Origin of the sequence: Paenibacillus allorhizoplanae (genome assembly GCF_927798215.1) — a bacterium.
In the GTDB taxonomy this organism is placed as follows: domain Bacteria; phylum Bacillota; class Bacilli; order Paenibacillales; family NBRC-103111; genus Paenibacillus_E; species Paenibacillus_E allorhizoplanae.
The window spans coordinates 64,941-77,770 of record NZ_CAKMMW010000009.1 but is presented as its reverse complement, the minus strand read 5'-3'; the positions used below and the strand labels follow the sequence as shown (position 1 = coordinate 77,770).

Below are 12,830 nucleotides of genomic sequence, written 5' to 3'. Positions count from 1 at the left end.
AGTGGCTTATCTATGGATTGACAGATGGAACTGTTAGGAGGTGCCGAACATGATGGAGTCTTTATCGCATTTACTCAAATCATTGCCGGATACAGAATGGAAAAGAAAAGCTGAATTGAAAATTCAAGGTGTTCTTGCGGACCCGTTGATTGCTAAATTTCGTCAGAAGTATCCTTTTGTGGATGATTATGCGATTAAAATAAATATGAACAAGTTATATCAGCATGTTTCGGAATTTAAAACTTGCTCCAATTGCCCTGGTCTAGAGAACTGTCCGAATGATATGACAGGACATTATACAATTCTTACAGCCGAATCGGTGGAAGGGCAAACGCCTTTTATTCATGAGGAGAAGGTCGCTTGCAAGAAGTTTATTGCCAAAGGCCAGCAGGACGCCATCTCCAGCCGAATTCGCACTTTTCACGTGGACCCACGGATGATTTCGCGAAGTTTCTCCTTTGGGGATATCTTGGAGACCGATCTCGATCGTGCGAAAGCGGTCATGCAAATTAACGACTATGTGAGTTTAACCATTGAAGAAGGTCTTCAGACGCGAGGGTTATATTTATCTGGATCGTTCGGTACAGGGAAAACGTTCTTGATGGGTTACATGCTGCATCAGTTGGCGAAGGTCGGTATGACGGGAGCCATCGTCTATATGCCAGACTTTGCGGAGGACTTGAAGGGGATGTTCCAAGAGCCTTATAAGCTCAAGGAGACCATTGACCTACTCAAGGAAACGGATCTGCTCGTATTTGACGATATTGGGGCAGAGAATTTGAACCCTTGGCTGAGAGATCACGTCATTGGCGCTATTGTGAATCATCGAATGAATCGGAAACCAACGTTCTTCACATCCAATTATGCGCTATCTGGTTTGGAGAAGCATTTCAGCTTCACGAACAAAGACGGCGACGAGGAGTACAAGGGGCAACGAATCATGGACCGGATACGACCATTCGTTGATGTGGTTGAGGTTACGGGTACGAACAAGCGTGGAAGATAAAGCGTAAAGAAGAACCTAGCCGGAGGTGGCTAGGTTTTTGTGTTATATTTGCGGTACCCTGCTAGAAGTAATTTCAGTCCTTATACAAGCAGTGGACGGATTAACTGGATTGCCTACATTTATTTTTCAACAGTTTAGTCAATTCTTCGGAATTCCCTCGAATTAACGACACATTTTCCAGTTATTTATGTAAAACCACCTGAATCATGAAAATTAACTGTAGTTTTTACAGCTAATGACTAAGGCAGCCAATTAAAATTACTAGAAAAAAGCCGCTTCGCATTTGCCTGCAAAGCGGCTTTAACTTTTGATATTTCGCTTAGCTCATCACTTGGATGACGGTAGCAATGACTGCAATGACGAACAATGCGCCAAAGAATACGCCAAAACCTATGCCTACATCCATGAAATCATTACGCGGTTCTTCGTACACGTGATGCTCAGGGTGTTGATTGCTCATGTGGTTACCCCCTAACGTCCGACATTCGTATTTGTAAGCCTAGTATACCCAAATTCGTCGAAAGTTGTAAAGCTAATCAAAGTGACAATTGTGCAAACAATCGCAATAAAGAGCGGAATGGGTAAAATACTTCTTGACTCTGACATTAGTGTTATGGTTTACAATAAAGACATCCCTCCAAGATATGTGGGAATAGAAAGAAGTGACGTCCATGCGGATTAGTGAGTTATCCAAGCTTACCGGAGCAAGTATTCGGTCCTTGCGCTACTACGAAGCCAAAGGGCTGATCGCAACACAACGTGAAGAGAATGGCTATCGGGTCTACAATCAAATGGTTGTTGAGCGCGTGAAGACCATTCAGTTTTACTTGAGCCTCGGCTTTACGACTGAGCAGATTGAAAGCTTTCTGAACTGTGTGATGAAGAATCAAGAATCACAGTGTGATGATTTGCTGCCCCTGTACACAGAAAAGCTGCAAGAAATTGAGAAACAAATGGAGATGCTGCAACTGCTCCAAGCGAATCTCAAAGATCGTATTTCCTATATTGAGGAACAGCGACGCCAAGGGCTGCCTGTTGGATTACCCTCGATATAGACCAAAGGATACCCCGTTTGCTAACTTATGGCTTGGTTGAAAAGGCATATGAGTGTGGTATACTTTACATGTTGACGTGATGCGAAGCAAGTTAAGTGACGAACTTAATCTTACTTTTCACCTTATAAATCAAATTCATTCTTAGAAGGAGGAACTATCATGGCAATCGTGAATGTTTCTGACAACAGTTTTAAAGCAGAAGTTGAAGGAGAAGGTACAGTACTTGTAGACTTCTGGGCACCTTGGTGCGGACCTTGTAAAATGATCGCTCCTGTATTGGAAGAGCTAGATAAAGAAGTTGAATCTTTGAAAATTGCAAAAGTAAACGTGGATGACAACCCGGAATCCGCTGCTCGCTTTGGCGTTATGAGTATCCCAACTCTAATCGTTTTCAAAGATGGTCAACCAGTTGATAAAGTGGTTGGTTTCCAATCCAAAGACGCGTTGAAAAACGTTGTATCCCGTCATCAATAATTGACAAGTGCAACAAACTAGAAACAATTGTTCGTGAGAAAAAGCTCTTTTTCTGCTATGCTGAGAAAGAGCTTTTTTTTCATTCGCGATGATTTTTTCTGGAAGGAGATTTAGAGGATGACTGATTTTGAGCAAGAGGACGCAGACGTCCGCGAACAGAGCCTGGAAACGATCAGGCACAAGCTATCTTTACTCCCGGACAAGCCGGGCTGTTATATTATGAAGAACCATCAAGGCACGATTATCTATGTAGGCAAAGCCAAAGTATTGAAAAATCGTGTGCGCTCCTATTTCACGGGGAGTCACAGCGCCAAAACGCAAAAGTTAGTCAGCGAAATTCGCGACTTTGAATATATCATTACTTCCTCTAACATGGAGGCACTTATCCTCGAGTGTAATCTGATTAAGCAGCATCATCCTCGGTATAACGTACTTCTTAAGGATGATAAGACGTTTCCTTATATCAAAATTACACATGAGGAGCAGCCGCGTCTAGAAGTCACGCGGCGGGTGTACAAGGATAAGGGGAAATATTTCGGCCCTTATCCGAATGCTTTCGCGGCCCAGCAGACGAAGAAGCTGCTGGATCGGTTGTATCCGCTGCGCAAGTGCAAGACCATGCCCGATAAAGTATGCCTATACTATCATATGGGGCAATGTCTTGCGCCCTGCGCACTAGAGGTATCCGCCGAAACGAATGAGCGGATGGTGCAAGAAATCAGTCGTTTCCTGAACGGGGGACACGACGTCATTAAAGAAGAGCTGACGACCAAGATGTTGGCGGCAGCGGAAGAACTGAACTTCGAGCGCGCGAAGGAGCTGCGCGATCACATCATGAGCATCGATGCGCTCATGGAGAAGCAGAAGATCACGACAGCCGACGCGCTGGATCGCGATGTCTTCGGCTACGCCGTAGACAAGGGCTGGATGGCGGTGCATATCCAGTACATGCGCCAAGGCAAGCTCATCGAACGGCACGTTTCGCTCTTCCCTTACTACGGCGATGAGTATAACGATTTCATGACGTATGTCACACAGGTGTACAGCGATAATCCAGCATTGCCGAAGGAGATTTTCCTGCCTACGATGCCGGAGCCAGAAGCTCAGCAAGAGGCGCTGGGAGATGGGGTAAGGCGCACCGAGGGTGACGAGAAAGAGATTCGTGAAGCCTTGGAAGGTTGGCTCAAGGTGAAGGTGCATATGCCGCAGCGCGGACTGAAGAAGCAAATGGTGGATATGGCCAGAGACAACGCGGTGAATGCTTTGGATGAGAAGTTCCGACTTGTTGAACGCGACGAGCGTCGTACAACGAAGGCTGTCGAGAACCTCGGTGAGTGGCTTGGCATTGGCACGATTCGCCGTATAGAAGCGTTCGATAACTCGAACATTCAAGGGACGAATCCCGTATCGGCGATGGTTGTATTCGTAGATGGGAAGCCAGATCGCAAGGAATACCGTAAATTTAAAGTGAAGACGGTCGTAGGCCCGGATGATTATGAAACGATGCGGGAAGTCATCAGACGACGCTATGAGCGTGTTCTGAAGGACAATCTCACGATGCCTGATTTGATTGTTGTCGATGGAGGGAAAGGGCAAATCTCTGCTGCTATTGACATTTTGGAAAATGAATTAGGCTTATATATTCCGATTTGCGGGCTCGTGAAGGATGCCAAGCATAAAACAGCCCAGCTGATGATCGGTGATCCAGCCGAAATTGTTCCGCTGCCGCGCGACAGTCAGGAGTTTTATTTGCTGCAGCGTATTCAAGACGAAGTCCATCGCTTTGCCATCACGTTTCATCGGGAAACGCGAGCTAAGTCGATGGTCGTCTCACAGCTCGATGCCATTCCGGGCATCGGTGAGAAGCGCCGTAAAGCGCTGCTGAAGCATTTTGGCTCCGTGCGCAAAATAAAAGAGGCCGAAGTCATGGACTTCAAGCCTCTGGGTATTGGTGAAAAATTAGCGAGTGAAATTATCAAAGCACTTCAAGGCGAGGCGGCGGCTCCCCAGGAATAGGGGGCTTTCGCCTTTTTCCATGCAACCAAGCTAAGCCAAGTCCAACCAGTCCTGGGAGTGCAAGATAGAGAATGCCCGCGAGTACATCGCTGATGTGGCCTAAGGAGAAGAGGGACAACCCCATCAGAATACTATCCATACACGCGTGGACGAATATGGCCGTAATGAACCCATATTTCAGGAACACGTATCCGAGTATGATACCGATAATAGTTACCTCGATCAGTCGTGTGTAGACGGGATAGATCGGGTATTGCGTATGACTTGCTGCCCAGATCACACTTGGGAGTAAGATGGCGATGAAATTGTTGCGGAACAGTTTTTTGAAAAGGATAATGCCTAGGAAGCGGAAGGTAGCTTCTTCCGAAATCGCCGCAACCCACGCCATTAGCGGGAATAATTGAGGCTTGAGCATATTGAGTACCGAATCGGCAGGGTCATTGACCGACCACACATCGAATTTCACTTCACCTGTGTAAAATAATACTTGCTGAATACCTAGGATGAAGAGTGCTATTAAATAGCCTCGACCCATTCCGTCATACACGTCTTGGCCAAACTTGTCTTCTTTCCAGGCAGTCCATTTATTAAGACCGATGGAGTTCCACAATCCAATACCGGCGATTAAAGAAAGATAGAGCGATATCCCAAGTAGGACAGTAACGACACTCATAAATACGATTGTAAACCAAACGGCCTCATTACTGTTCGTATCCCCACTCATAACTCGGAAAGCTGGATACATATTCACATTGTTCATGATATAAATCACGAAGAAGATGGTAGTTAATAATAAGCCCCTGCTGAATTTAATTAGTTTCCTATAAATAATGGCAAATACAATTGCAGCAAGCGTCATTAACAGCGTAAAGCCCATGGAAATCCAAGTCATGCGTGAAGCGGAATCATCTTGTTGGGTGAGCCAATCTAAGTGAGAATCAGGTAGTCCAAAACTTACATTAAAACCTGTTAGATTCGTTTGATCGAAATTCACTCGTACGTTTAGCTTCGCTTCACCGATAGGTTGAGTGCGTTTTTCGTATTGGAGTGTCATTTGCTCTTCGGGAGAATCATGACGTGCATTGTCGACTTGGCTGAAGTCCTCTGGCTCAAAGCCCATCTGACGAAGCTCCAGTTTCGCAAGTGTATCTGCTTTGGTCGTGCTCATCGGTGATGATGACTTCGTATTCGTCATGGCCAGGTTTTCATGCCAGCCGATGATGCTTGAATTCGTGTAGTTGACATCGACTTCAAACTGACGTTTGGCAGTGGCATCCTTGACACTGACTTGATAATAATCAATGGGGAACTTTTCACCATATTGCTTCGTATAAGCTTCTAATAAATGTTCCTTTTGAAAGTAGCCGCTTCGTTCTTTTTTAGATTGATAGACGACATAGGTTTGTGGATTGTGCAGCTCATAACGCTGGCGAATGAAGGCGGCCGCACTTTCGGCTGCTTGCTGCTTCGTGATCGAGGGCATATCCGCTACGGCAGGTTCCTCATCACGCAGTCCATACAACATCGAAACCCCGAGGTAAAGGAACATTCCAATACAAGCCAAGAGGAGTAGGAAACGATTAAATTTCAGCCTTTGCATAGTCAATTCCCTTCTGAATTCACGATTCTCAATCATTTCTTTACGTTATCATAGTTTAAAAAGAAAGCCAATTTACTGGTAAACGATCGGAAACAATTATATAATACCTTTTGAATTGCTTACTGGCGGAATTTCTACAAATGAACGGGGAACTCTATCGGTATAGCCAAATGGTAATTAGATTATTTTCTTACATATGCAGGAGGCGCGATGAATAAAAAAATAAATATTTGGCAGCTAACACCTCCGCAGATCCTGGTTTTAGGTTTCGCTGTTATCATTTTCATAGGAGCGGGGCTATTGATGCTGCCCATTGCTTCGGCGACAGGCCAGTCTATGTCCTTTATTGATGCTCTGTTTACCTCCGTATCGGCCACTTGTGTGACTGGGTTGGTTGTTGTTGACACGGGCAGCGCGTATACAACTTTTGGGCAAATTGTGATCGTTTCTTTGATTCAAATCGGTGGTCTTGGTTTTATGACAATGGCTACGTTAGTTGCTTTCGTGTTTCGGAAAAAGATCACTTTGAAAGAGCGACTTGTCCTGCAAGAGGCCTTGAATCAAGGCAGTATGGAGGGAATCGTTCGTTTGATACGCAAAGTTATCATATATTCTTTGTCCATTGAGGCCGTGGCTGCAGTCATTTTTACCATTCGGTTTTCGTTTGACTTCGGCTTTACGAGAGGACTTTATTATGGCATCTGGCATGCTGTATCCATGTTTAATAATGCGGGTTTCGATTTGTTCGGTACCGTTGATGCTCCTTTCGTTTCGCTTACCGGCTACGTTGGCGATTTTGTAGTGAATTTCGTAGCGATGATGCTGATCATACTTGGGGGCATAGGATTCATTGTTATTTCCGATTTGATTGAATTTAAGAGTACGAAGAAGCTCTCCCTGCATTCAAGAGTTGTTCTAAGTATGAGTGGATTACTTCTTGTTATTGGAGCACTTGGTATTTTTATATTCGAATTTACCAATATCAGAACCTTAGGCTCGTTAGATTTTGGGGCGAAAATTTTGTCTTCCTTCTTTCAATCCACAGCAGCGCGTACGGCAGGTCCGAACACGGTGGATATTAGTGCTCTTCGCCAAGCCTCTCAGTTTCTCATTGTCATTCTTATGTTTATTGGTGCTTCTCCCGGATCTACGGGTGGAGGTATCAAAACGACTACATTTACAATTCTGATTAGTGCCATCATTACTATGATTCGTGGAAAAGAAGACATTGTTATTTTTCGTTATCGTTTAGCCAAGGATCGCATTCTTAAAGCAATTACATTATCCATGATGGCTTTATTCTTGGTGATCATCGTCACGATGATCTTATCAACGACAGAGGATTCGTCTTTTATCAAAATATTATTTGAAGTCACATCCGCTTTTGGAACGGTAGGGTTAACAATGGGATTAACTCCGGAGTTATCTACACTAGGGAAAGTGCTTATCTGCTTGACGATGTTTGCCGGGCGTTTAGGAACGATTACGCTAGCCTATGCTTTGCAACCTAAGCAAGAGAAAGAATTATTTAGATACCCTGAGGGTAAAATTACGATTGGATAGGTGTAAAACAAGATGAAGAAGAAGCAATACGTTGTGGTAGGGTTAGGTAGATTCGGGTCAAGTCTTTCTAGAGAACTTATGAAACTTGGTCATGAAGTTTTGGGGATTGATCTGGACGAGGAAGTCGTGAACGACATGAGTGATGAACTAACACATTCTGTTGTCGCGGACGCAACGGATGAAGATGTACTGAAATCGTTAGGTATTCGAAATTTTGATTGTGCGGTCATCGCCATTGGGGATGATATTCAATCCAGCATTTTGACAGCGATCGTCATGAAAGATTTGGGTGTAAGTCAAGTCGTTGCCAAAGCATTATCCGAGCTTCATGGAAAGGTGCTGACGAAATTAGGAGTCGATCGTGTCGTTTATCCGGAACGGGACATGGGCATTCGCGTGGCACATCAATTGGTCACCCCTAATTTATTGGATTATATTGAAATTTCCAAAGACTACACAATTGTCGAGCTTTCAGTGCCAAAGCGGTTATGTGGATATACGATCCAGCAGTTGGACCCGCGAGCTAAATTTGGCTGCAGTGTTGTGGCGATCAATAAGCAGACGGGGGTTATCATTGCGCCGCAAGCAGGTGATGTTGTGAATGAAAATGATATCATGGTTATCATCGGAACCAACAACCAAATTAATGAATTTGAAAGTCAAGTTATCGGCTGATCCGCACACATACCAAGTCCTGCAGCAAGGGAATTTTCTTATGAAGGTGGACAACGCATGTATAGGGTACTCATGATCGAAGATGATGCGATGATCGGTGATATGGTCACGATGTATTTGAAGGAAGAGGGTTTCCATGTCATCCGAGAGGAGAATGGGACGAGTGGGATTGCCGCAATATCGCAATTTCAACCTGATCTGATTCTGCTGGACTGGGTGCTGCCAGATATGGACGGGCTAGCGATTTGTCGCCAAGTTCGTGAGACCTCAAGTGTACCGATCATGATAGTTTCTATGAAAAATAAAATCGTTGAACGCGTCAATGCCCTAGGAGCGGGTGCGGATGACTTCATGTGTAAGCCATTCAGTATGCATGAATTGATTGCAAGAGCCCATGCACTTATTCGCCGTGCGCAGAGATATCCATCCATGAATCAGCTTCCTGATGCGCAGTCGAGACACCAAGAGCAGGAAGAAGTAAAACCAGCTAAATCAACTGTAATTGCGGCTGTCATGGATAAGCAGGATAAGATAACCTTGAATACGAATACACGTTCCATGTGTGTGTATGGTGAGATTGTTGAGACAACGTATTCGGAATTCGAAATTATGAGATGCTTTATTAACAACCCAGGTCGCGTGTACAGTCGTGAAGATCTATTACAAACCGTGCGCGGATTTGATTCTTTCGTGACTGACAGGGCTATTGATGTACATATTGCAAATCTTCGGAAGAAGATCGAAGACAACCCCAAAGAGCCGAAATGGATTCGGACCGTTTGGGGTGTTGGATATAAATTTGTGCACATGTAAGGGTGAATGGTTCCAGGCTAGCGGCGCTTTGCAAAATAGTTGATCGCTTGGGCGACAAACTTCATTGATTCCGCATTATCTGCTGAGTGATCGGAGTAGATCAGTGAGGTTGTTCGTTTCGTTTGTTCTAATTCTTGCAGTTCTTTTAAAATTAGTTCATTATTCTGAATTAAATCTTCACGTAAATAGGATTTGGGCAATAAGGTTGCTGTCTTGCAGGTAGAGACGAGCCGTATGATCGCTTCGAAGGAATCGATTTCCATTTGAACGTTGGGGAATATCGTGAAACGATTGAACAGCTCGTCCATCAGAATGCGATACCATGTACCTTTGGAAAAGAGGATCATCGGCAAATCATTCAGATCCTTCATCGTAATCTCCGTACGATCGATTAAGGGATGTCCGGATGGAAGCACCAGGCTGAGATGGTCGTCGAATAAAGGCTCACAGTGGAGGCTAGTCGCATTAATTTGAGAGGCAACGATGCCGATATCCACTTTATTGTCTTTGACCAAGGATACAATCTCATGTGTTTTGCCGGTAAGAAGCTTGATATCTGTAAGTGGATAGTCCTGTAAATAATCCGTGATGAGATCAGGCAGCGTAGATTGGAGTGTTGTTAGAGAGGCTCCGATGGTAAGTGATGACGGGCTACCCGCGGCTTTATAACTATGAAGAGCTTGCTTGAACTTCCGCTCAAGATGACGCTTCTCTAAGGCGTGATCATAGCAAATTTGCCCCGCTTTCGTTAACTCCAGTCTTTTCCCCTTCCGGATAAAAAGCTCCACCCCAAGCTCATCTTCCAGCTTCATAATTTTTCGCGATAGGGCAGGCTGTGAAATGTTTAACAATTGTGACGCTTTGTTAAGGCTGACTTGTTCGACTACGATGGCGAAGACATCTAAAAGCTCCAAACGTTTCCCTCATCTCTATATGTGAAATAGTTATAAGTAGATATAAAAAAACGGCACTTCCATTATAAGCGTGAAAGAGGTACGATGTACATGTCACAAATTAGCTATATTTCGTGGACCTTCGTGTATAAACATTGACTGAATTGGCAAAATAGGCGTGGATGATTATGGGTTGACGCTCGTTTGCGGCGAGAGTACAATGATATGTGGCTTGTTTTGTCAAAACTTGTCGGATGTTTGTTGTGAATGAATTTTGTTGAGGGGGGAATTGGTTACATTATGAGTAATTCGTATTACTTTCGAAAGATCCACTCGTTACTAGGTGTTATTCCAGTGGGCTTCTTCCTTATTGAGCATTTGCTCACTAACTATGAAGCAACCAAAGGGCCTGAAGAGTTCTTGGCTCAAATTAACTGGTTGAACGGTTTGCCGTTAGTATTGCTCATGGAAATCGTGGGAATCTGGCTTCCGCTTCTTTATCATGCCGTTTATGGACTTTATGTAGCGTATCAATCACGTAATAACGTATCAAGCTACGGGTATTTCCGTAACACGATGTTTATGTTGCAACGTGTGACAGGGGTACTTACTTTCTTGTTCATCGCATGGCATCTATTCGAGACTCGTGTTCAGGTTGCCTTAGGCAATGTGGCGCATGAAGAGCTCGGCAATACGATGCATGAGATTGCAACGAATCCAGTTATTTTCACGTTATATCTGGTTGGTATTATTTCTGCAACTTTCCATTTCACGAACGGCCTATGGTCTTTCTTAGTGAGCTGGGGTATTACAATTGGACCGCGTGCGCAACGCTTTTCGACAATCATTACAATGGGCTTGTTCGTACTAATGACGGTGATGTTTATCATGTCTTTAACTGCGTTTACAGGTACAGAATTTTCAGTTCCAGTAGAAGCGCATACGGGGCATTAAGGGAGGGTGAACAGAAGTGGCTAATTCAAAAATCATCGTCGTCGGCGGAGGCCTTGCGGGACTCATGGCGACAATTAAAGCGGCAGAGGCTGGAGTACATGTACAGTTGTTCTCCTTAGTTCCTGTGAAACGTTCCCACTCCGTATGTGCGCAAGGCGGCATTAACGGTGCGGTGAATACGAAGGGTGAAGGTGACTCCACGTGGGAGCACTTTGACGATACAGTATACGGGGGAGATTTCTTAGCGAATCAACCTCCTGTTAAAGCATTATGCGACGCAGCTCCAGGCATTATTCACTTGATGGACCGTATGGGCGTTATGTTTAACCGTACACCAGAAGGTTTGCTTGATTTCCGTCGTTTCGGTGGTACCAAATATCACCGTACAGCTTTCGCTGGCGCAACGACAGGTCAACAGCTTTTATATGCTTTGGATGAGCAAGTACGTCGTTGGGAAACAGCGGGTCTCGTAACAAAATTCGAACACTGGGAATTCTTGGGTTCGGTTATTGATGACGAAGGCGTATGCCGTGGTATCGCAGCTCAAGATTTGCGCAGCATGGAAATTCAAACGTTCCCAGCTGATGCCGTTATCTTGGCAACAGGCGGTCCTGGTATCATTTTCGGAAAAACAACGAATTCCGTTATTAACACGGGTACGGCAGCAAGTGCAGTTTACCAACAAGGTGTGAAATACGCGAATGGTGAAATGATTCAAATTCACCCAACGGCGATTCCAGGAGACGACAAGCTGCGCTTGATGTCTGAATCAGCACGTGGTGAAGGCGGACGTATTTGGACTTACAAAGACGGTAAGCCATGGTATTTCCTTGAAGAGAAATATCCAGCTTACGGTAACCTTGTGCCTCGTGATATTGCAACACGTGAGATCTTCTCCGTGTGTATTGATCAGAAGCTTGGTATCAATGGCGAGAACATGGTTTACTTGGATCTTTCTCATAAAGACCCGAAAGAGCTTGATATTAAGCTCGGCGGTATTATGGAAATTTACGAGAAGTTCATGGGCGATGACCCGCGTAAAATTCCAATGAAAATTTTCCCTGCGGTTCATTATTCGATGGGCGGCATGTGGGTTGACTATAACATGATGACGAACATTCCAGGCCTCTTCGCAGCAGGTGAGTGTGAGTATCAGCATCACGGTGCAAACCGTTTGGGTGCGAACTCCCTCGTTTCCGCGATTTATGACGGCATGGTCTCTGGTCCTAAAGCGGTTGAGTATATTCGCGGCTTATCCAAGCATGCGGATGATACGTCCTCCATCATTTATGATCGTGAGAAGAAACGCCATCAAGATCGTTATGAGAGCTTGCTCAAAATGAACAACGGTACGGAAAATGCGTACGTGCTTCATAAAGAGCTTGGCGACATGATGAATGCTAACATGACGGTTGTTCGTTACAACGATCGTTTGACTGAAACGATTGGCAAGATCAAAGATTTGAAAGAGCGTTACAACAACATCAACATCACCGATACGGCACGTTGGAACAACCAAGGGGTTGCGTTCACGCGTCAACTTTGGAACATGTTCGAGCTTGCAGAAGCGATGACAGTTGGTGCCTTGATGCGTGATGAGAGTCGTGGTGCGCATTACAAGCCTGATTTCCCAGAGCGTGATGATGATAACTTCATGAAAACGACAATCGCAGACTGGACGCCAGATGGTCCTAAGATTTCGTATGATGAAATTGATGTATCGTTGATTAAACCTCGTAAACGTGACTACTCTACGGAGAAGAAAAAGGAGGGATCCTGAT

12 protein-coding genes are annotated in these 12,830 nt (G+C 44.7%); 9 read left to right on the top strand and 3 right to left on the bottom strand.

Annotated features, from left to right (window positions below; all coding sequences use genetic code 11):
* Positions 1-52: 52 nt before the first annotated feature.
* Positions 53-1,006: a primosomal protein DnaI gene (dnaI, locus tag L6I86_RS16430; protein WP_056613789.1), complete on the top strand. Its 954-nt coding sequence runs from the start codon at positions 53-55 to the stop codon at positions 1,004-1,006.
* A 319-nt stretch (positions 1,007-1,325) separates the two neighbouring features.
* Here dnaI and L6I86_RS16425 read toward each other — a convergent pair whose 3' ends face one another.
* The gene (locus tag L6I86_RS16425) at positions 1,326-1,466 is read right to left on the bottom strand and encodes a YqzM family protein (protein WP_236288788.1); all 141 of its coding nucleotides are present in this window, start codon (positions 1,464-1,466) and stop codon (positions 1,326-1,328) included.
* 211 nt (positions 1,467-1,677) lie between these two features.
* Here L6I86_RS16425 and L6I86_RS16420 point away from each other — a divergent pair, with 211 nt between their 5' ends.
* From L6I86_RS16420 to uvrC, 3 genes are all read left to right on the top strand, one after another.
* Positions 1,678-2,061 (top strand): MerR family transcriptional regulator, encoded by a 384-nt coding sequence (locus L6I86_RS16420; protein ID WP_056613610.1) that lies wholly within the window; start codon positions 1,678-1,680, stop codon positions 2,059-2,061.
* A 159-nt stretch (positions 2,062-2,220) separates the two neighbouring features.
* Positions 2,221-2,535, top strand: coding sequence for a thioredoxin (trxA, locus tag L6I86_RS16415; RefSeq protein WP_056613612.1), 315 nt, complete (start codon positions 2,221-2,223; stop codon positions 2,533-2,535).
* A gap of 117 nt (positions 2,536-2,652) precedes the next feature.
* Positions 2,653-4,551: an excinuclease ABC subunit UvrC gene (uvrC, locus tag L6I86_RS16410; protein WP_236288786.1), complete on the top strand. Its 1,899-nt coding sequence runs from the start codon at positions 2,653-2,655 to the stop codon at positions 4,549-4,551.
* On the opposite strand, the gene L6I86_RS16405 is transcribed toward uvrC, so the two are convergent.
* Positions 4,511-6,151, bottom strand: coding sequence for a CPBP family intramembrane glutamic endopeptidase (locus tag L6I86_RS16405; RefSeq protein WP_236288784.1), 1,641 nt, complete (start codon positions 6,149-6,151; stop codon positions 4,511-4,513). The two genes, uvrC and L6I86_RS16405, sit on opposite strands and share 41 nt — an antisense overlap.
* A 210-nt stretch (positions 6,152-6,361) precedes the next feature.
* On the opposite strand from L6I86_RS16405, the gene L6I86_RS16400 reads away from it, so the two are divergent.
* From L6I86_RS16400 to L6I86_RS16390, 3 genes are read left to right on the top strand one after another with little or no spacing between them, the layout of a single operon-like run.
* Entirely contained in the window at positions 6,362-7,714 is a 1,353-nt protein-coding gene (locus L6I86_RS16400) for a TrkH family potassium uptake protein (protein WP_236288782.1), read from the top strand.
* A 12-nt stretch (positions 7,715-7,726) separates the two neighbouring features.
* On the top strand, positions 7,727-8,389 hold the full coding sequence (locus L6I86_RS16395; protein ID WP_056613619.1) for a potassium channel family protein: 663 nt from the start codon (positions 7,727-7,729) through the stop codon (positions 8,387-8,389).
* A 57-nt stretch (positions 8,390-8,446) separates the two neighbouring features.
* Positions 8,447-9,202: a response regulator transcription factor gene (locus tag L6I86_RS16390; RefSeq protein ID WP_236288780.1), complete on the top strand. Its 756-nt coding sequence runs from the start codon at positions 8,447-8,449 to the stop codon at positions 9,200-9,202.
* 17 nt (positions 9,203-9,219) lie between these two features.
* Here the strand turns inward: L6I86_RS16390 and L6I86_RS16385 are convergent, their stop codons facing one another.
* Entirely contained in the window at positions 9,220-10,116 is an 897-nt protein-coding gene (locus L6I86_RS16385; protein ID WP_236288778.1) for a LysR family transcriptional regulator, read from the bottom strand.
* A 276-nt stretch (positions 10,117-10,392) separates the two neighbouring features.
* On the opposite strand from L6I86_RS16385, the gene L6I86_RS16380 reads away from it, so the two are divergent.
* Both L6I86_RS16380 and sdhA read left to right on the top strand, forming a co-directional pair.
* Positions 10,393-11,049 carry a succinate dehydrogenase cytochrome b558 subunit gene (locus tag L6I86_RS16380; RefSeq protein WP_276574869.1) on the top strand — a complete coding sequence of 219 codons (657 nt, stop codon included), beginning with the start codon at positions 10,393-10,395 and terminating at the stop codon, positions 11,047-11,049.
* 16 nt (positions 11,050-11,065) lie between these two features.
* Positions 11,066-12,829, top strand: coding sequence for a succinate dehydrogenase flavoprotein subunit (gene sdhA / locus L6I86_RS16375; RefSeq protein WP_056613627.1), 1,764 nt, complete (start codon positions 11,066-11,068; stop codon positions 12,827-12,829).
* Position 12,830: the final 1 nt, after the last annotated feature.